General features: G+C 58.8%; 5 protein-coding genes. 3 read left to right on the plus strand and 2 right to left on the minus strand.

Going from position 1 to position 22,519, the window contains the following annotated elements:
• The first annotated feature begins 286 nt into the window (after positions 1-286).
• Positions 287-18,031 (plus strand): retention module-containing protein, encoded by a 17,745-nt coding sequence (locus LRO94_RS02260; RefSeq protein ID WP_179179654.1) that lies wholly within the window; start codon positions 287-289, stop codon positions 18,029-18,031.
• Positions 18,032-18,155: 124 nt separating this feature from the next.
• Entirely contained in the window at positions 18,156-18,494 is a 339-nt protein-coding gene (locus tag LRO94_RS02265; protein ID WP_032890080.1) for a hypothetical protein, read from the plus strand.
• A 40-nt stretch (positions 18,495-18,534) separates the two neighbouring features.
• Here LRO94_RS02265 and lapD read toward each other — a convergent pair whose 3' ends face one another.
• Complete coding sequence (gene lapD, locus LRO94_RS02270; protein WP_179179653.1) at positions 18,535-20,493, minus strand: cyclic di-GMP receptor LapD; 1,959 nt, start codon at positions 20,491-20,493, stop codon at positions 18,535-18,537.
• Between the two features lie 11 nt (positions 20,494-20,504).
• Positions 20,505-21,221, minus strand: a complete 717-nt coding sequence (lapG, locus tag LRO94_RS02275; RefSeq protein ID WP_032890085.1) for a cysteine protease LapG — start codon at positions 21,219-21,221, stop codon at positions 20,505-20,507.
• A gap of 267 nt (positions 21,222-21,488) precedes the next feature.
• Here lapG and bcsQ point away from each other — a divergent pair, with 267 nt between their 5' ends.
• The gene (bcsQ, locus tag LRO94_RS02280; protein WP_122753808.1) at positions 21,489-22,448 is read left to right on the plus strand and encodes a cellulose biosynthesis protein BcsQ; all 960 of its coding nucleotides are present in this window, start codon (positions 21,489-21,491) and stop codon (positions 22,446-22,448) included.
• Positions 22,449-22,519: the final 71 nt, after the last annotated feature.

Consider the following 22,519-nt stretch of genomic DNA (forward strand, 5'->3'; position numbering starts at 1 on the left):
TGGAGTGGCAACTCGAAATGCCCGTTTTTCTAGGGCGCCGGAGGGCGCAAACAGAAAGTCGCGAGGCCGTTTAAATATCAATGTGACATTACCGGGCGGATTGTTTAGGATGACGCCCAATAGGTCAATACCTTGACGGAAAAGTAATTCTCCTGACGGAACAACAAAATATTGACGCCAAATTTCTTACTTAGAAACTACGTACTCCAGCTATTGAATCGGCACCCATGAGACGGCCGGTCACCTTGATGGATACCCCCTGACGGTAATACACGGAGAGTCTTTTATGAGCAGCGTTGCGGTCGTCAAAAGCATTGTCGGTCAAGTGTTCGCAGTTTCCCCGGAAGGGATTCGCCGCCTGCTTGTAGAAGGGGATCGCCTGTTTGCAGGGGAGCAGGTCGATACCGGTGCTTCGGGTGCCGTGTCGCTGGAACTGGCCGACGGCCGCGTCATCGACCTGGGTCGCGACACTCAGTGGAGCGCGAACGCTCCTGACTCGGTCACCGACCTCAGTGCTGCGACTGCTCAAGCTGCACCGTCCGTTGCAGAACTGCAGCAAGCCATCGCTGCCGGCGCTGACCCTACCCAAGACCTCGAAGCCACCGCTGCCGGCCCGACCTCCGCAGGCGCAGACGGCGCCGCGGGTGGCGGTCACAGTTTTGTTGTGCTGGAAGCCACAGCAGGCGTGGTTGACCCCACCATTGGTTACCCAACGACCGGCTTGAATGCCGGTGACGCCGTAGGCACGACCCAAACCGGTGCCGACAACAACGGCGTAGATCCGCGCAACGTAACCATTACCCTGACCGCCACGCCGAGCATCACCGAAGCCGGTGGCGTAGTCGTTTACACCGTATTCATCACCCAGGCACCGACCAGCGACCTGACCGTCACCTTGTCCAACGGCCTCTCCGTTGTGATCGCCGCGGGCCAGACCTCGGGCGTGTTGAACGTCACTTTCGCCGGTAATGACACGCCTTACCTGGACGCCTCGTCGATCTCCGCCACCATCGCCGGCACCTCCGGTGGCGGCAACCTCATCATCACCACCGACCCGGCGCCAGCAGTCACGCAGATCGCTGACACCATCGACACCACCACCGTCACCCTGACCGCGACCCCGTCGGTGAATGAAGGCGGCCAGATTGTCTACACCGCGACGGTGACCAACGCGGCGCAGACCGACGTTGTGATCAAACTGTCCAACGACCTGACCATCACCATTGAGGCCGGTAAAACCACCGGCACGGTCACTGCCGATACGCCTGCCAACCTGGCTGATGGCAAGAACCTGGCCGTCAGCGTCACGATCACCGAAGCGACTGGCGGTAACTACGAAAACCTTGCAATCAATCCTGCGCCGGCCACGTCCACTGTGGTCGCTGTGGATGATCCAAGCGTGTTGGTCGCCGATACCAACACTATCGTCGAAGATAGCGTCGCGACCGGCAATGTGCTGAGCAACGACAGCGACATCGATAACCAGTTGGCTGTCGCTACCTTCAAAGTGGGCAACACGACCTACAACGCTGGCCAGACTGCTGACATCCAAGGCATTGGTTCCATCACCATCGGTGCTGATGGCGCATACGTGTTTACCCCGGTCAAGGATTACAGCGGCGAAGTGCCGCAGATCGAATACACCACCAACACCGGTTCCAGCAGCACGCTGACGATCACAATCACACCAGTCAACGATGCGCCGCTGATCGACGTGACGGGCACGACCTTGGTCGAAAACACCGCAGTCGCGGGCAGTGTGGCGGGTACGTTTGTTATCAGCGATGCAGAAACGCCGGCTGGCCAACTGACCGTCACGTTTACGGGTGACAACAACAAGGATGGCTACTACGCCATCGTCGACAACACCGTTGTGCTGACGCAGAAGGGCGCGGACTACGTCAACGCCGGCAACCAACTGCCGAAGATCGACCTGACGGTTACCGATCCCGAAGGCCTCAACTCCAACGCTGCTGGCCAGCCGACCGTTACCTTGGTCAACGATGTGCCCGTGATTGAAATCACGGCTAACACCATTGTTGAAGAAACGGCGGCGGCAGGCACCGTCGCCGGTACCTTCGTCGCGAAAGACGAAGAAACCCCACGCGATGGTTTGACCATCAGCTTCACCGCTGGCACCAACGCTGACGGTTACTACGCCATCTCCGGCAACAACGTTGTGCTGACTGAAAAAGGCGCTGACTTCGTTAACGCTGGTAACCAGCTGCCGAAGATCGACCTGACCGTTACTGACGTTGAAGGCCTTAACTCCACCGGCACCGGCCAGCCGACCGTGACCCTGGTCAACGACGTCCCGGTAATTGCTGTCACGCCGACTACCATCGTCGAGAACACCGCTGAAGCAGGCACCGTCGCCGGTACTTTCGTCGCGAAAGACGAAGAAACCCCGCGCGATGGTTTGACCATCAGCTTCACCGCTGGCACCAACGCTGACGGCTACTACGCCATCTCCGGCAACAACGTGGTCCTGACCGAAAAAGGCGCCGACTTCGTTAACGCGGGTAACCAGCTGCCGAAGATCGACCTCACCGTCACCGATGTTGAAGGCCTGAATTCCACCGGTACCGGTCAACCGACCGTGACCCTGGTTAACGATGTTCCGGTGATTGCTGTCACGCCGACCACCATCATCGAGAACACTGCTGAAGCAGGCACCGTCGCCGGTACCTTCGTCGCCAAAGACGAAGAAACCCCACGCGAAAACCTGAACATCAGCTTCACCGCTGGCACCAACGCTGACGGTTACTACGCCATCTCCGGCAACAACGTCGTGCTGACCGAAAAAGGCGCTGACTTCGTTAACGCTGGCAACCAGTTGCCGAAGATCGACCTGACCGTTACTGACGTTGAAGGCCTGAACTCCACCGGCACTGGTCAACCGACCGTGACCCTGGTTAACGACGTTCCGGTGATTGCTGTCACGCCGACTACCATCGTTGAAAACACCGCTGAAGCAGGCACCGTCGCCGGTACTTTCGTCGCGAAAGATGAAGAAACACCACGCGATGGTTTGACCATCAGCTTCACTGCTGGCACCAACGCAGATGGTTACTACGCTATCTCCGGCAACAACGTCGTGCTGACCGAAAAAGGTGCTGACTTCGTTAACGCTGGCAACCAGTTACCGAAGATCGACCTGACCGTTACTGACGTTGAAGGCCTGAATTCCACCGGTACCGGTCAACCGACCGTAACGCTGGTTAACGATGTTCCGGTAATTGCTGTCACGCCGACTACCATCGTCGAGAACACCGCTGAAGCAGGCACCGTCGCCGGTACTTTCGTCGCGAAAGACGAAGAAACCCCGCGCGATGGTTTGACCATCAGCTTCACCGCTGGCACCAACGCTGACGGCTACTACGCCATCTCCGGCAACAACGTGGTCCTGACCGAAAAAGGCGCCGACTTCGTTAACGCGGGTAACCAGCTGCCGAAGATCGACCTCACCGTCACCGATGTTGAAGGCCTGAATTCCACCGGTACCGGTCAACCGACCGTGACCCTGGTTAACGATGTTCCGGTGATTGCTGTCACGCCGACCACCATCATCGAGAACACTGCTGAAGCAGGCACCGTCGCCGGTACCTTCGTCGCGAAAGACGAAGAAACCCCACGCGAAAACCTGAACATCAGCTTCACCGCTGGCACCAACGCTGACGGTTACTACGCCATCTCCGGCAACAACGTCGTGCTGACCGAAAAAGGCGCTGACTTCGTTAACGCTGGCAACCAGTTGCCGAAGATCGACCTGACCGTTACTGACGTTGAAGGCCTGAACTCCACCGGCACTGGTCAACCGACCGTGACCCTGGTTAACGACGTTCCGGTGATTGCTGTCACGCCGACTACCATCGTCGAGAACACCGCTGAAGCAGGCACTATCGCCGGTACCTTCGTCGCGAAAGACGAAGAAACCCCGCGCGAAAACCTGAACATCAGCTTCACCGCAGGCACCAACGCAGACGGCTACTACGCCATCTCCGGCAACAACGTTGTGCTGACCGAAAAAGGCGCTGACTTCGTTAACGCTGGCAACCAGCTGCCGAAGATCGACCTGACTGTTACCGATGTTGAAGGCCTGAATTCCACTGGCACCGGTCAACCGACCGTGACCTTGGTTAACGACGTCCCAGTAATTGCTGTCACGCCGACCACCATCGTCGAGAACACCGCCGAAGCAGGCACCGTCGCCGGTACCTTCGTCGCGAAAGACGAAGAAACACCACGCGATGGTTTGACCATCAGCTTCACTGCTGGCACCAACGCAGATGGTTACTACGCTATCTCCGGCAACAACGTGGTCCTGACCGAAAAAGGCGCCGATTTCGTTAACGCGGGTAACCAGCTGCCGAAGATCGACCTGACTGTTACCGATGTTGAAGGCCTGAATTCCACTGGCACCGGTCAACCGACCGTGACCCTGGTCAACGACGTACCAGTAATTGCTGTCACGCCGACCACCATCGTTGAAAACACTGCCGAAGCAGGCACCGTCGCCGGTACCTTCGTTGCGAAAGACGAAGAAACCCCACGCGAAAACCTGAACATCAGCTTCACCGCAGGCACCAACGCTGACGGCTACTACGCCATCTCCGGCAACAACGTTGTGCTGACTGAAAAAGGCGCCGATTTCGTTAACGCTGGCAACCAGCTGCCGAAGATCGACCTGACCGTTACTGACGTTGAAGGCCTGAATTCCACCGGCACTGGTCAACCGACCGTGACCCTGGTTAACGACGTCCCAGTAATTGCTGTCACGCCGACCACCATCATCGAGAACACCGCTGAAGCAGGCACCGTTGCTGGTACCTTCGTCGCCAAAGACGAAGAAACACCACGCGAAAACCTGAACATCAGCTTCACCGCAGGCACCAACGCTGACGGCTACTACGCCATCTCCGGCAACAACGTCGTGCTGACTGAAAAAGGTGCTGACTTCGTTAACGCGGGCAACCAGCTGCCGAAGATCGACCTCACCGTCACCGACGTTGAAGGCCTGAACTCCACTGGCACCGGTCAACCGACCGTGACCCTGGTTAACGACGTTCCGGTAATTGCTGTCACGCCGACTACCATCGTCGAGAACACCGCCGAAGCAGGCACCGTCGCCGGTACCTTCGTAGCCAAAGACGAAGAAACCCCACGCGAGAACCTGAACATCAGCTTCACCGCTGGCACCAACGCTGACGGTTACTACGCTATCTCCGGCAACAACGTGGTCCTGACCGAAAAAGGTGCTGACTTCGTTAACGCCGGCAACCAGCTGCCGAAGATCGACCTGACCGTCACCGACGTTGAAGGCCTGAATTCCACCGGCACTGGTCAACCGACCGTGACTCTGGTCAACGATGTACCGCTGATCGACATCACGCCGACTACCATCGTCGAAAACACCGCCGAAGTTGGCACCGTCGCCGGTACGTTCAACGCGCGTGACGAAGAATCTCCGCGTGAAAGCCTGACCATCAGCTTCACCACCGGCACCAACGCTGACGGCTACTACAGCCTCTCCGGCAACAATGTCGTGCTGACCCAAAAAGGCGCCGATTTCGTCAATGCCGGTAATCAGTTGCCAAAAATCGACCTGACCGTCACCGACCCTGAAGGCCTCAATTCCCACAACACTGGCCAGCCGGCTGTCACGCTGGTCGATGACACCCCAACCGCCGTCGACGGCCGCATCGAGGGCAACGAAGACACCTCGATCGAGCTCACTTGGGCGACTTTCGGTGTGCAGGACGAAGATTCCACGAGCCCGGCAGTGGTGTTCACCAGCCTGCCGGCCGGCTCCATCGAATACAAAGTCGACGGTGAGTGGGTCAAGCTCACCACGGCCGATCTGAAAACCGACACCTCGGCGGGCAAGGCCTTCACTCAGGCTGACTTCGATGCCCACAACGTGCGTTACACCCCGGCAGACAACGAGTCGGGCGACAACAGCTTCGGCAACACCGGCGTGGGCAACAAGCAAGGTGATTACACCGAGCTGAAGTTCCAGGCCACCGACGGCAACTCCTACAGCGATACCAAAACCATCACCGTGGATATTCACCCGGTGACGGATGTGCCGGTGCTGACCGTCGGCCAAGTGCCAACCGGTCTGACCATTCAAACCTGGACCGGCAGCAACCTGCCGGGCGAGTTGGGCACTAACGGCCAAGGCGTCACCCAGTCCAGCACCCTGATCAAAGTGATCAACGCCCAAACCGCTGACAGCGCCGCCTCCACGGGCGTGACCAGCAATGTAAGCAACGGCAATGTGGCCGAAGGCACCGCGACCAAAGTGTCCGGTCTGGTTTACCTGGAAGCTGGCAAGAGCTACACCTTCACCGGTTCGGCCGACGACAGTCTGGCTATCACCGTGGGCGGCAAGCTGGTCGCTTCCGAAACCTGGAGCCAGGGCAGTGGTATCAACGGGTCGTCCTACACGCCGACCGAGTCGGGTTACTACACCCTCGACATCTACCACTACAACCAGAACGGCCCGGGCAACTACGACGTCAATGTGTCGATCAACAACGGTTCGTCGGTGTCCCTGGGCAACAGTGGCCTGCAGACCTACACCAGTGCGGCCGCGTTGGAAGCCGCAGGCATGGTCCTGGGCGACAGCCACGTTGTGAATGGCGAAGGCTATTACACCGGCAACGTCTACAACCACGGTCTGGAAGACACCGCGATTAAGATCGCGCCGATCACCGCCACTTTTGTCGACACCGACGGCTCGGAATCCCACAAGGTGGAAATCAGCGGCTTGCCGGAAGGCTCCGTGCTCACCGACGGCACTACCGGCCATAGCATCATCTCAACCGGCGCAAACACGCTGTACGACGTGAGCACTTGGAACCTGAGCACCCTGACGGTTACGCCGTTCAAGGACTCGACGGCCAGTTTCGACTTGACCGTGAAGGCCACCGCCAAAGAGTTGAGCACCGGTGTTGAAGAAGTCTCGACCGGCAAGATCAGCGTCGTGGTCACTGCGGTCAACGACGCGCCTGTACTGGGCAATGGTTCGACCAACGCGTTCGGCGACACCTACATCGAGGGCAAACCCGGCGGCTACGTCGCGGCGAACCTGACCATCACCGACGTCGACAACAGCACCTTGCAAAGCGCCAAGGTCACGCTGGTCAACCACTTGGCCGATGACGTGCTGATCGCTGATGTCAGCAACACCAAAATCACCGTCAGCTATGACAAGGACACCGGCGTACTGACCCTGTCCGGTGAAGCGACCAAGGCTGAGTACCAGGAAGTCCTGCGCTCGGTGCACTTCGCCAGCGAAAGCGAAGACCCAAGCCCGGCCAACCGTAACCTGACCATCACCGTGAACGACGGCCAGGCGGACTCCGCGCCTGTGACTTCCGTGATCTACGTGGTACCGGTTAACGATGCGCCGGTTATCAGTTTTGACAGCACTAAGTTTGTCGAGCAGAAAGGTGCGGTGGCGCTGGTCGAAAACCTGAGCATCACCGACGTCGACAACAAAACCTTCAGCAAGGTAGTGGTCACCGTTGATCACCTGGTGTCCGGCGATCTGCTCAGCAACGCCGACGTGCTCAAGGCCCTCGCTGTTGCGGGTATCACCATCACCGAAAGCGGCAGCGCCGCCGATGGCAAGATCGTCTACACCCTGACCAGCAACTCGCCAGCCGGCAACAGCGCGGCCGACTTCACTAAGCTGGTTGAAGCGATTACTTTCCAGGCCCCGGGCAACAATCCGGTTGGCACTGATCGCACAGTAACCATCGACGTCACCGATATCGGTGGCGGCAACCTTGATCGTGAGCCACCGGAAACCAGCAGCGCCACCGGCAAGGTCACCGTCGAGCTATTCAACGATGCACCGACAGCAACCGCCACCTCGGCGGGCGCGGACGAAGACCACGCGGCCACCATCGTACTGAGTGGCGCCGATGTGGACGGTTCCGTTGCCCAGTTCGTCATCACCACCTTGCCGGAAAACGGCAAGCTGTATAGCGACGCCAGCCTGACCACCGAACTCAAGGTCGGTGATTCGGTGCCAGCGGGCGCTGACGGCAAGGCGTCGGTTTACTTCTCCCCAACCGCGGACTGGAGCGGCAATACCGCGCTCACCTTCACCGCGGTCGACAATGCTGGTAAAGCCAGCGTCGAAACCACTGCCCCAGTGACAATCGCCCCGGTTACCGATACCCCGCACCTGGGCCTGCTCGGTGGCGGCGTTGTCAGCGCGATCAACTTCGACAGCGCCCCCATCGGCGGCTCCTGGAGCGTCGTCGCGGTTGGCGATGCCAATAACGCAGCCGGCACCAATCCGAATACCCAATGGCAGACCGGCAACGCCGACGGCAAGGTGGAAATCGGCCAAAGCAGCATTTACGGCGTAGAGACCCCAGGCAATAGCCAGGTCATCGAGCTGGAGAAAAACGCCGGCGACGACGCCAGCCTGTACACCATCATCAAAGCGGAAGGCGGCACCGCGTACACCATCTCGGTCGACTACTCGCCGCGTGCGGGCGCTGAGAACAGCTCGGTGATCGACGTGTTCTGGGGCGGCGTCAAAGTCGGCACCCTGGACACCACTGTCGTTGGCATGAAGACCTACACCTTCACCGTGCCGGTCACCGCTGACGGCGATGCCAAACTCGAATTCAAGGCCCCGGCCGGCGATACCAACAACTCGCTTGGCGGCGTGCTGGACAACATCAGCGTTACCCAGGTGCTGAACACTGGCCTGGAAGACCACGCGATCAAGTTGTCTGCGATTGACGCTTATGCGACCGACAAAGACGGCTCCGAGACGCTGAAGCTGGAAATCAGCGGTATTCCAGAAGGCGCGACCATTTCCGACGGCACGCCGGGCCACAGCTTCACGGCCACGGCTGACGTGCAAAGCATTGATATCAGCACCTGGAACAAGGGCACGCTGGTCTACAACCCGGTACCAAACGCCAATGGCCTGGTGAACCTCACCGTCACCGCCACTGCGCAGGATGGTGATGCGGCGCCTAAGTCCGAGTCGATTACGCTGCCGATCAACGTGATTGCGGTCAACGACCTGCCGGTGATTGATGTCGTAGCGAACCCTCTGGTGGAAGGCTCCGTGGCCGAAGGCACCGTTGCCGGTACCTTTACCGTCAGCGACGTTGAGACCCCGATTGCCGATCTGAAAGTGACCTTCACCGGCGACAGCAACAAAGATGGCTACTACACCCTCCTTGGCAACGCCGTGGTGTTGACCCTGGCGGGCGCGAACTTCGTCAACGCGGGTAACAAACTGCCTGCGATTGACTTGACCGTGACGGATGCCGATAAGGGCAGCTCGCACGATGCTGCAACGCCGGATGTGACGTTGGTCAACGACCTGCCGACCATCGAAGTAACCGCCAATCCGTTGGTTGAAGACGCTGTCAGCAAAGACACTGTGGCGGGCTCGTTCACCGTTGGTGACGAGGAGACCCCAGTTGCAAACCTGGTGGTCACCTTCACCGGCGACAGCAATAAAGACGGTTACTACGCCATCGTTGGCAACAACGTTGTCTTGACTCAGGCCGGTGCTGACTTCGTTAACGCGGGCAACAAATTGCCAGCGTTCGACCTGACTGTGACTGATGCCGACAAGGGCAGCGCAACCGCCGCCGCTACTCCGGACGTGACGCTGGTCAACGACCTGCCGACCATCGAAGTAACCGCCAATCCATTGGTTGAAGACGCTGTCAGCAAAGACACTGTGGCGGGCTCGTTCACCGTGGGTGACGAAGAAACCCCAGTTGCCGATTTGAAAGTCACCTTCACCGGTGACAGCAATAAAGACGGTTACTACGCCATCGTTGGCAACAACGTTGTCTTGACTCAGGCCGGTGCTGACTTCGTTAACGCGGGCAACAAATTGCCAGCGTTTGACCTGACCGTGACTGATGCCGATAAGGGCAGCGCAACTGCCGCCGCTACTCCGGACGTGACGCTGGTCAACGACCTGCCGACCATCGAAGTAACCGCCAATCCGTTGGTTGAAGATGCTGTCAGCAAAGACACTGTGGCGGGCTCGTTCACCGTTGGTGACGAGGAGACCCCAGTTGCAAACCTGGTGGTCACCTTCACCGGCGACAGCAATAAAGACGGTTACTACGCCATCGTTGGCAACAACGTTGTCTTGACTCAGGCCGGTGCTGACTTCGTTAACGCGGGCAACAAATTGCCAGCGTTCGACCTGACTGTGACTGATGCCGATAAGGGCAGCGCAACCGCCGCCGCTACTCCGGACGTGACGCTGGTCAACGACCTGCCGACCATCGAAGTAACCGCCAATCCGTTGGTTGAAGACGCTGTCAGCAAAGACACTGTGGCGGGCTCGTTCACCGTGGGTGACGAAGAAACCCCAGTTGCCGATTTGAAAGTCACCTTCACTGGCGACAGCAATAAAGACGGTTACTACGCCATCGTTGGCAACAACGTTGTCCTGACTCAGGCCGGTGCTGACTTCGTTAACGCGGGCAACAAATTGCCAGCGTTCGATCTGACCGTGACTGATGCTGACAAAGGCAGCGCAACTGCCGCCGCTACTCCGGACGTGACGCTGGTCAACGACCTGCCGACCATCGAAGTAACCGCCAATCCGTTGGTTGAAGACGCTGTCAGCAAAGATACTGTTGCGGGCTCGTTCACCGTGGGTGACGAAGAAACCCCGGTTGCAAACCTGGTGGTCACCTTCACCGGCGACAGCAATAAAGACGGTTACTACGCCATCGTTGGCAACAACGTTGTCCTGACTCAGGCCGGTGCTGACTTCGTTAACGCGGGCAACAAATTGCCTGCGTTCGATCTGACCGTGACTGATGCTGACAAAGGCAGCGCAACTGCCGCCGCTACTCCGGACGTGACGCTGGTCAACGACCTGCCGACCATCGAAGTAACCGCCAATCCGTTGGTCGAAGACGCTGTCAGCAAAGACACCGTGGCGGGTTCGTTCACCGTGGGTGACGAAGAAACCCCAGTTGCAAACCTGGTGGTCACCTTCACCGGTGACAGCAATAAAGACGGTTACTACGCCATCGTTGGCAACAACGTTGTCCTGACTCAGGCCGGTGCTGACTTCGTCAATGCTGGGAACAAACTCCCAGCGTTCGATCTGACCGTGACTGATGCTGACAAAGGCAGCGCAACTGCCGCCGCTACTCCAGATGTCACCCTGGTCAACGACATCCCGGTTATCACCGTGGCTGCTACCACCATTGTTGAGAACAGCGCCAAAGTCGGCACCGTCGCCGGTAGCTTCGTTGCTACCGACGAAGAAACCCCGACGGCCAGCCTGAAAGTTGATTTCACCACCGGCACCAATACTCAGGGTTACTACACCCTGTCCGGTACCAACGTGGTGCTGACGCAGAAGGGTGCGGACTTCGTCAACGCCGGCAACCAGTTGCCGAAAATTGACCTGACCGTCACCGACGCCGACAACGCCACTTCGCACAGCGATGCTCAGCCGGTCGTTACTTTGGTCAACGACATCCCGGTTATCACCGTGGCTGCGACCACCATTGTTGAGAACAGCGCCAAAGTCGGCACTATCGCCGGTAGCTTCGTCGCAACTGACGAAGAAACCCCGACGGCCAGCCTGAAAGTTGATTTCACCACCGGCACCAATACTCAGGGTTACTACACCCTGTCTGGTACCAACGTTGTGCTGACGCAGAAGGGCGCGGACTTCGTCAACGCCGGCAACCAGTTGCCGAAAATTGACCTGACCGTCACCGATGCTGACAACGCCACTTCGCACAGCGATGCTCAGCCGGTCGTTACTTTGGTCAACGACATCCCGGTTATCACCGTGGCTGCGACCACCATTGTTGAGAACAGCGCCAAAGTCGGCACCATCGCCGGTAGCTTCGTAGCAACTGACGAAGAAACCCCGACGGCCAGCCTGAAAGTTGATTTCACCACCGGCACCAATACTCAGGGTTACTACACCCTGTCTGGCACTAACGTTGTGCTGACGCAGAAGGGCGCGGACTTCGTCAACGCCGGTAATCAACTGCCGAAAATTGACCTGACCGTCACCGACGCCGACAACGCCACTTCGCACAGCGATGCTCAGCCGGTTGTTACTTTGGTCAACGACATCCCGGTTATCACCGTGGCTGCGACCACCATTGTTGAGAACAGCGCCAAAGTCGGCACTATCGCCGGTAGCTTCGTAGCAACTGACGAAGAAACCCCGACGGCCAGCCTGAAAGTTGATTTCACCACCGGCACCAATACTCAGGGTTACTACACCCTGTCTGGTACCAACGTTGTGCTGACGCAGAAGGGCGCGGACTTCGTCAACGCCGGCAACCAGTTGCCGAAAATTGACCTGACCGTCACCGATGCTGACAACGCCACTTCGCACAGCGATGCTCAGCCGGTCGTTACTTTGGTCAACGACATCCCGGTTATCACCGTGGCTGCGACCACCATTGTTGAGAACAGCGCCAAAGTCGGCACCATCGCCGGTAGCTTCGTAGCAACTGACGAAGAAACCCCGACGGCCAGCCTGAAAGTTGATTTCACCACCGGCACCAATACTCAGGGTTACTACACCCTGTCTGGCACTAACGTTGTGCTGACGCAGAAGGGCGCGGACTTCGTCAACGCCGGTAATCAACTGCCGAAAATTGACCTGACCGTCACCGATGCTGACAACGCCACTTCGCACAGCGATGCTCAGCCGGTTGTTACTTTGGTCAACGACATCCCGGTTATCACCGTGGCTGCGACCACCATTGTTGAGAACAGCGCCAAAGTCGGCACCATCGCCGGTAGCTTCGTAGCAACTGACGAAGAAACCCCGACGGCCAGCCTGAAAGTTGATTTCACCACCGGCACCAATACTCAGGGTTACTACACCCTCTCTGGCACTAATGTTGTGCTGACGCAGAAGGGCGCGGACTTCGTCAACGCCGGCAACCAGTTGCCGAAAATTGACCTGACCGTCACCGACGCCGACAACGCCACTTCGCACAGCGATGCTCAGCCGGTCGTTACTTTGGTCAACGACATCCCGGTTATCACCGTGGCTGCGACCACTATCGTGGAGAACAGCGCCAAAGTCGGCACTATCGCCGGTAGCTTCGTAGCAACTGACGAAGAAACCCCGACGGCCAGCCTGAAAGTTGATTTCACCACCGGCACCAATACTCAGGGTTACTACACCCTGTCTGGTACCAACGTTGTGCTGACGCAGAAGGGCGCGGACTTCGTCAACGCCGGCAACCAGTTGCCGAAAATTGACCTGACCGTCACCGATGCTGACAACGCCACTTCGCACAGCGATGCTCAGCCGGTCGTTACTTTGGTCAACGACATCCCGGTTATCACCGTGGCTGCGACCACTATCGTGGAGAACAGCGCCAAAGTCGGCACTATCGCCGGTAGCTTCGTAGCAACTGACGAAGAAACCCCGACGGCCAGCCTGAAAGTTGATTTCACCACCGGCACCAATACTCAGGGTTACTACACCCTGTCTGGTACCAACGTTGTGCTGACGCAGAAGGGCGCGGACTTCGTCAACGCCGGCAACCAGTTGCCGAAAATTGACCTGACCGTCACCGATGCTGACAACGCCACTTCGCACAGCGATGCTCAGCCGGTCGTTACTTTGGTCAACGACATCCCGGTTATCACCGTGGCTGCGACCACCATTGTTGAGAACAGCGCCAAAGTCGGCACCATCGCCGGTAGCTTCGTAGCAACTGACGAAGAAACCCCGACGGCCAGCCTGAAAGTTGATTTCACCACCGGCACCAATACTCAGGGTTACTACACCCTGTCTGGCACTAACGTTGTGCTGACGCAGAAGGGCGCGGACTTCGTCAACGCCGGTAATCAACTGCCGAAAATTGACCTGACCGTCACCGACGCCGACAACGCCACTTCGCACAGCGATGCTCAGCCGGTTGTTACTTTGGTCAACGACATCCCGGTTATCACCGTGGCTGCGACCACCATTGTTGAGAACAGCGCCAAAGTCGGCACTATCGCCGGTAGCTTCGTAGCAACTGACGAAGAAACCCCGACGGCCAGCCTGAAAGTTGATTTCACCACCGGCACCAATACTCAGGGTTACTACACCCTGTCTGGTACCAACGTTGTGCTGACGCAGAAGGGCGCGGACTTCGTCAACGCCGGCAACCAGTTGCCGAAAATTGACCTGACCGTCACCGACGCCGACAACGCCACTTCGCACAGCGATGCTCAGCCGGTCGTTACTTTGGTCAACGACATCCCGGTTATCACCGTGGCTGCTACCACCATCGTGGAGAACAGCGCCAAAGTCGGCACCATCGCCGGTAGCTTCGTTGCTACCGACGAAGAAACGCCTACTGCCAGCCTGAAAGTCACCTTCACCACCGGCACCAATACTCAGGGTTACTACACCCTGTCTGGCACTAACGTTGTGCTGACGCAGAAGGGCGCGGATTACGTCAACTCCGGTCATCAGTTGCCGAAGATTGACCTGACCGTCACTGACGCTGACGGCGCCAACTCACACAGCACTGGTCAGCCGACCGTGACGTTGGTCGACGACACTCCGATCGCCAGCAACGGCTACATCCAGGGCGACGAAGACACCCCGATCGAATTGACCTGGGCGACCTTCGGCGTCAGCGATGAGGACTCCACAAACCCGAAAGTGGTGTTCACCAGCCTGCCTGCCGGGTCCATCGAGTACTACTCCAACGGCGCGTGGGTCAAACTCAGCGCGACTGATCTGAAAACCGATACCTCTGCCGGTAAGTCGTTCAGCCAGGCGGACTTCGACGGCCACAACGTGCGTTACACCCCGGCAGCCAACGAATCGGGTGACAACACCTTCGCGGCCACAGGTGTGGGCAACAAGCAGACCGATTACACCCAGCTGAAATTCCAGGCTACCGACGGCAATTCCTACAGCGACACCAAGGTCATCACCGTGGATATCCACCCGGTGGCGGATGTGCCGGTTGTGACGGTTGGCGCGTTCGGCGCTGTTCCTACAGGTTTGGTCATTCAAACCTGGACTGGCGGCACTCTGCGCACTGATCTGGGGACCAACGGTAACGGTGTGGTCAATTCCAGCGATCTGATCCGTGTGATCGACGCCAAGACCGCTGCCAGCGCCGTCACCACCGGCGTGACCAGCAGCGTCAGCAACAGCAATGTGGCAGACGGTACCGCGACCAAAGTCTCCGGCTTGATTTACCTGGAAGCCGGCAAGAGCTACACCTTCACTGGTACGGCCGACGACAGCCTGGCAATCACCGTGGGCGGCAAGTTGGTTGCCACCGAGACGTGGAGCAAGGGCAGCGCGATTACCGGGTCGAGCTACACCCCGACCGAGTCGGGCTACTACACCCTGGATATCTACCACTACAACCAGGCAGGCGCGGGCAACTACGACGTCAATGTGTCGATCAACAACGGCGTGTCGATGTCCCTGGGCAACAGCGGCCTGCAGACTTACACCAGCGTGGACGCGTTGAAAGCCGCCGGTGCGGTGCTCGGCGATAGCCATATCGTCAACGGCGAAGGTTATTACACTGGCTACGTCTACAACCGTGGCCTGGAAGACACCGCGATCAAGGTCAGCCCGATCACTACCACGTTTGTCGACAACGACGGCTCGGAGTCGCACAAGGTGGAAATCAGCGGCTTGCCAGCCGGCACCGTGATTACCGACGGCACCACTGGGCACAGCATCACGTCGAACGGCAGCGGCACGCTCTACGATGTCAGCACCTGGAACCTGAAAACCCTGACCGTTACGCCGCTCAAGGATTCGACCGCCAGCTTCGACCTCACCGTGAAAGCCACGGCCACGGAGCTGAGCACTGGCGCTTCGGCGGTAACGACCGGCAAAGTGAGCATCGTGATCACTGCGGTCAACGACGCCCCAACCCTGGACCTGAGCACGGCTGACGGTGCTGTCGCTACCGGCTACAACACCGCGTACACCGAACGCAGCACCACGGGTGTGGCGATTACCGGCAGCGTGGCCATTGGCGACGTCGACAGCACGCAGATGCAAAGTGCGACCATCACCCTGAAAAACGCCAGTTCGGGCGATGTGCTGAGCTCCAGTCTGGTGGCGGTGGGTGGTACCTACAAAGGCATCACCGTGACCAGCGTCGGGACTGACGTCAGCGGTAAGATCGTGCTGACCCTGTCGGGCGTGGCGGATGCGGCGACCTACAAGACGCTGCTTGAGTCGTTCCAGTACTCCAGCACCAGCAAGTACCCGACGCTGGGCGACCGCACCATTGATGTCGCGGTGACTGACAATGAGGGTGGCAACAGCCTGAGTTCGTTGGCGGCAACGACCACCATCACGGTCAAGCCTCAGGTCTACACCCCTGTTACGGAAGGCGGCGCTGCGGTGGATACCATCGACCTGGGCTCCACCTCGACCCACAACATCGTGATTGGCGACAAAGGTGGCATCACCACCCCGGGCACCAACTACAACATCGCGTTCATCGTTGACACCTCGGGCAGTATCGGCTCGAGCGCGATGACTTCGATCAAGTCCCAGTTGTCGACCATCTTCGATACCCTGATCGCCAACGCCAAGTTGACCGGTTCGGGTGTGGTGAAAGTGTTGCTGGTGGACTTCGATACCAAGGTCGAATCGCAAGTGTCGGTCAACCTGGCTGACCAGGCGGCTGCCAAGGATGCGTTGCAGGCTGTGTTGAACAACATGAGCTCCAACTCGACTGACGTGACCAACTACCAGGACGCCTTCAACACTGCGACGGCCTGGTTCAAGAGCTCTGAAGCGACCAGCAACGCCAGTGCGAAGAACCTGACGTACTTCATTACCGACGGTGCGCCGAACGTCTACAACTACACGTACAACAACCCTACTCTTGGGGCGACCAGCCGCTACGGCGATACGGTTTACTTCGACAGCAAGGTCAATAGCAAAAACTACACCCTGGGCCAGTCCACTGAGGTCACCGCAACGATCTACGGCAAGACCCAGGTCATCGTTGACAGCGAAGGCAAGGTCTATTCGTACAACTCGTCCGGCACCAAGACCTTTGAAGGTTATGTCGTGTCCGACGGCCGCGGTGGTTTTGACGTGGCGGGGGCTGTCGGCAACAGCAGCTACTACTACGACTATCCGTTGGAAGCGGCCAAAGACGCTTACGCGGCGTTGATCACTGCGGTCAAGGGCGGGGTTGAGGTTCAGGCCATCGGCCTGGGCAACAGCGTCGACAAGGACATGTTGCAGAAGTACTTCGATACCGACAAAACGGTCAGCACGATCGACACCGCGAAGCTGGCGGACACCATTACCGGCCACACCGCCGATACCGGTGCCGACAACGTTTCCGGCGGTTCGGGCAACGACATCATCTTCGGCGACCTGATCAGCTACAAAGGCCAGGAAGGCAGCGCGGCACTCAAGGCATTCGCTGCCGAGAAGCTGGCGACCACGGTCGATCAGATCGACGACCGCACCTTGCATCAGTACATCACTGAGCATGTGCAGGACGTCGGTGCTTTGGCCAACGCGTCGAACATCTACGGCACCAACGATGGCGGCGACACCCTGATCGGCAACGCCGGCGATGACATCCTGTTCGGCCAGGGCGGTAACGACACGCTCTCCGGCGGCGCAGGCAATGACATCCTGGTGGGCGGCAAAGGCAACGACATCCTCACCGGTGGCGCGGGTGCCGATACTTTTGTGTGGCTCAAAGGCGACACCAACACCAACGGTGGCTTTGATCGCATCACTGACTTCAAACACGGTGAAGGCGACAAGCTGGACCTGTCCGACCTGCTGCAAGGCAATAACGACACCAACTTGTCGAGCTACCTGAGGTTGACCACGGATGCGTCGGGCAACTCGACGCTGAGCGTGAGCAGCACCGGGTCGTTCACCGGCACCAGTGGCGGCACGGCTGATGTCACGATCAAAGTGGATGGCGCCAGTTGGGGCTCGGGTTCCGCCGCGATCAATAGCCTGATCGCCGGTGGCGACTTGACCGTCAAGCACCACGACTGATCACCATGGGGGCGGCAATCTTTAGGGATTGGCGCCCCCATGGCATCCGCTTCGGCGAAATGTGTGTAATCTCTGTGGGAGCCGTGTGCGGCGCCTGCAGGGATTTTTTATTGGGAGAGGGCTGATGTTCTACGTGCTACGCGATCAATACAACGCTTTGGTGCGTGTCGAGGCGCAGGCCTTCGCTGAAGCCACTGAGACGCTACCGGCGGACCATCACGAGATCCAGGCGTGGTTTGCCGACGATGAGATCGAGACCAGCCTCAAGCAGCTCAAGAGCAGTGACCTTGAGATGATCCGCGTACTGGACGACTTGATTCAGGTGCTGATCACCAAGAACGTAATGAGCATCACCGACTTGCCGCCGGCGGCGCAGACCAAGTTCCTGGAACGCACCCAGGCCCGGGCGGCGCTGGGCGGTTTGAGCGAGCTGATCAATGATGATGAAACTGGCCTGATTTGACGCGCACCTCCTTCACGGCTTAACCGTCAAGGAGGCGTGATTATTCTGTGCTCCACTTCCAGGGCGCCGGTTCACCGACCAGTTGGCCTTGCACCCCTTCAATCCCCATCTCGCGGATCACCCGCAACTCACCCTCGGTTTCCACGCGCTCGGCAATCAGCGGCAGATCAATGCTGTGGGCCGCTCGCTGGATGGCCTCGATAAAGAAGCGCTTGTGGCTTTCCTGGTCAATGTCGCGGATGTAACTGCCGTCGATCTTGAGGTAGGCCAGGCCCAGATGCGCGAGGTTACCGATCATGCTGAAGCGCCCGCCGAAGCGTTGCAGGCCAAGGCTGTAGCCCAGACCGCGCATGCGCCGGATCAGGCGTTCCAGTTGTGCCTGTTCAGGGACTTGCTCCTCGCCGATTTCCAGGGTCAGGCGCTCGCCCAGCAACGGGTGTTGTGACAGGCGCTCGAACATGTGCTCCAGGGCTTGCGGGTCGTTCAGGGTAGCCGCCGACAGGTTCAGCGCGACCGATTGGTTGTGCTGGCCCAAGTGTTTGATCACCAGATCGAGCATTACCTGGTCGAGCCGCGCGGTCCAACCGAAGCGCTCCAGCCACGGTAGGAAATGCCCGGCGGCGATGGTCTGGTCCTGATTGTCGAGCAAGCGCGACAGCACTTTGTAATGCAGGACCTGGCGGGTATCGCTGCTGCTCACCACCGGCTGGAAGAACAGGCGGAAGCGACCCTGGCTCAGCGCATTGTCGAGCAAGGTGTGCCAGCTGTGCGGGTCGTCACTGACGGTGTCGAGGGCTTGATGTGACAGGCAGACCCAGCTTTGCAGGCTGTTGGCTTCGGCCTGGGTGAGCGCTTGGTCAGCCAGCATCAGCAGGTCTGCCGAGGCGTCGCCGGGGTTGTAAGGGGCCAGGCCGATGTGGGCCACGGTGGGCATGTCGGTGGCGCCGGTTTCGTGCAGGCTTTGCAAGGTGGTTTCCAGTTCCTGGGCCAACTGCACTGCTTCGTCGCGCACCAAGCCTGGCGCGAGCACGGCGAACTCGCCACCCCGGCTGCGGGTGATCAGGTTATTGGTTTCCGGGTATTTGGCACAGGTACGCACCAGTTGTTGGCTGACGGCTTGCAGCAACTGGTCGGTGCGTTGCCCGCCCAGACGCTGATTGAGGCCGCCCAGGTCGTTGACCCGCAACATCAGCAGGTAGCCTGAACTGGACTCCTCCATGTTGCTGACCCGCGATTGCAACTGCATCTCGAAATAACGACGGTTCGCCAGGCCGGTCAGGCTGTCCTGGTAGGACTCCACCCGCAGCTTCTCGCTGCGTTCGGTCTGCTCGTGGAACAGTGCCTTGAGTTTCTCCACCATCTGGTTCATGGCCTGCACCACGCGGCGTAATTCCGGGGTGCGGGGCAGGTCGGGCAAGCTGAGGAACTCACGACGCGCGATGGCGTGGGACTGCTCGACCATATAGTCCAACGGTTTCAGCTGGCGACGCAGCAACAGCGCGCCCAGCACTGCACTCGCGGCGCCGCAGATCAACAGCCAACCCAGGCTGCCGAGCGCGCTTTGCCAGAGTTTGGCCAGGGCAAACATCGGGTGACTGACCACCTCAACCCGCGCCGCCTGCTGCCAGCCACGGCTGACAATGGCATCGCCGCCAGCCGGCGCGAGGCCGATCATCTTCACGAACCAAGCCGGAACGCTGCTGGCATCCGGCTCGGCGGCACGCTCCACCAGTACCTGGTCGTTGCTCAGGTCCACCACACGGATGCTTGCGTAGTAGCCACTGTCAAAGATCGAGCTGACCATCAGTTCGGTCATCGCCGGGTCATCGATGTTCGGCGTCAACGACAGGGCCAGCGCCGTGGCCGCGTCCTGCGCGTGGGAGCGCAGTTGGTTGACGTACTGGGTACGCGAACTCTCAAGGCTGACGAAGAAGCTACCGCTGAACGCGACCACCAGGAACACGCAGATAGCGATCAGCAATTGTTTGAACAGTGACATCGTAGCTCCTGTTAATTATCCGAACTGGCCGGAAACCCTTCAGCGGTCATTTTTTTCAAGACATCCTGCCAACGTGACAGGCGCTTGGTGTCACCGACTTTTTTGTTGCCCGCCGCGCCGGTCAACCACAGCCCTTCACCGTTGAACGCGTACACCGGCAGCAAATCCGCGCGCTGGCTGGCGGGCAAAATGGCGTCCATCAGGCTGTCCAGTACCAAGGGCATGGCTTCGGGGCTGGCATAGTACGTCAGCACCATGTGCGCGCGATTCTGGCGTAACGCTTTAACGTAGGTAATGCGCAGTTTTTCGGCGGGGACGCCCAAGTGACGCAGGCTGAAGTACTTGGCGATGGCGTAGTCTTCGCAGTCGCCTGCGCCTTTCCACAGGGACTGAATAGGGGTCGCCCAATAATCAATCTCGTGCCACAGGTCGATGTCTTCCTCGTAGCGCAACTGGCGGTTGAAGAACAGATTCACCACTTTGAGCTGCTCGGCCTCACCCACTTGCTTCTGCGTTGACAGCAATTGCTGCCATGCATCAATGCGCTGACGCCCGGGGCCTAGTGGCCCGTAAAGCGACTCGGCACGGCGGCTGATTTGGCTGAAATCCCAGTCGGCGAGCAAATCGCCCAGCAGGCCGCCACCCAGCAACAGCGTGATGGCGAGGCCGTACAGAATCCGAGGGAATTTAAAGCGTATCGCCACTGCGATTACCCAAGCTTGCAGCATTGAAGGTGCGGCAATGGTGCGGTGATAGCGGGTAAAAAACAATGGCACGATGAAATCACTGCCAGTGAATTGCAGTAAAAATCCGTCAGTAAATTGGCTGTTTTCCGCTCGTCTGAAAGGGCGGTGGTAATTTCATCAAAATAATGACACTTCTTTAACGCTGTCACAGAATGAAGCCATGAGAACGCCTACAAAAAGACCTGCGGCGAAGCCATACCTTGCCGACCTTTTCACGTCTTTATATGGCGCCGTGAAGGAGCTCCGGCCATGAGCCGCACTGATGATCTATTTGCCCTGTTCGGCAAGAGCGTTTCCCGTGATCCCAAGGGAAGAAACGCTCGCCTGCATTTTTTCGGCAGCGTTCCCTTCGACGATGGCACTCGGGTGAACCATAAAGATGGCTCGCGCATGAGTACTCATGCGTCCCACGCCAATGAACATCATCACAATGAGCCACTGACCACGCTACGCCCGACGGTAGTGGCGCTGGTGTCCATCAATGGTGGTGTTGGCCGCAGTACGCTGGCCACGGCACTGAGCAGCGGTTTGCAGCGCCTGGGTGAGTCGGTCGTGGCATTGGACCTGGATCCCCAGAATGCTTTGCGCCAGCACTTTGGTGTTGATCATGAGCTACCCGGTGTGGGTCGCAGTAGTCTGCTCAACGCGCCATGGAGGACCATCCTGCAATCGGGTTTTGCCGGTTGCCAGGTGATTCCCTTTGGCGACACTGACACCCAGCAAAAGGAAAACCTGCAACGCTGGTTGACGCGCGAGCCGAAGTGGCTGACCCAGCGCCTGTCGGCATTGGGGCTGAGTGAACGGCACACAGTCATCGTCGATACCCCCGCAGGTGACAACGTTTATCTCCATCAAGCACTGAGCGTGGCTGACATCGTGCTGGTCGTCGCCCAACCGAATGCCGCTTGCCTCGGCACCCTGGACCAATTGGATGAGTTGCTGGCGCCTCATCTTGAGCGTGAGCGTCCACCGCGTTGCCACTTGGTGATCAACCAACTGGACGAAAACTCGACGTTCAACCTGGAAATGCTCGACGCCTTCAAGTTGCGCCGAGGTGAGTACCCGCTGGAAGTCGTGCACCGTGATCCGGCGATCAGCGAAGGCTTGGCCTTTTCTACGGACCCTTTGGACAACACGGCGACGAGCCTGGCCGGTGACGATATCACCGACCTTTGCCGGTTATTGATCGCTCGCAGAAAACGCGTTTAAAGCGCGGTTTATACGCTTACCTCCAGATGCTTATGCACAATCGGTTGGATGCAGTTGTGATGAAACAGCCA

The organism is Pseudomonas sivasensis, assembly GCF_021391435.1.
GTDB lineage: Bacteria > Pseudomonadota > Gammaproteobacteria > Pseudomonadales > Pseudomonadaceae > Aquipseudomonas > Aquipseudomonas sivasensis.

Excerpts from the sequence above, each read along its gene's own strand:
- LRO94_RS02260 (WP_179179654.1), top strand. The coding sequence starts at position 287 with ATGAGCAGCGTTGCGGTCGTCAAAAGCATTGTCGGTCAAGTGTTCGCA.
- LRO94_RS02265 (WP_032890080.1), top strand. The coding sequence starts at position 18,156 with ATGTTCTACGTGCTACGCGATCAATACAACGCTTTGGTGCGTGTCGAG.
- lapD (WP_179179653.1), bottom strand. The coding sequence starts at position 20,493 with ATGTCACTGTTCAAACAATTGCTGATCGCTATCTGCGTGTTCCTGGTG.
- lapG (WP_032890085.1), bottom strand. The coding sequence starts at position 21,221 with ATGCTGCAAGCTTGGGTAATCGCAGTGGCGATACGCTTTAAATTCCCT.
- bcsQ (WP_122753808.1), top strand. The coding sequence starts at position 21,489 with ATGAGCCGCACTGATGATCTATTTGCCCTGTTCGGCAAGAGCGTTTCC.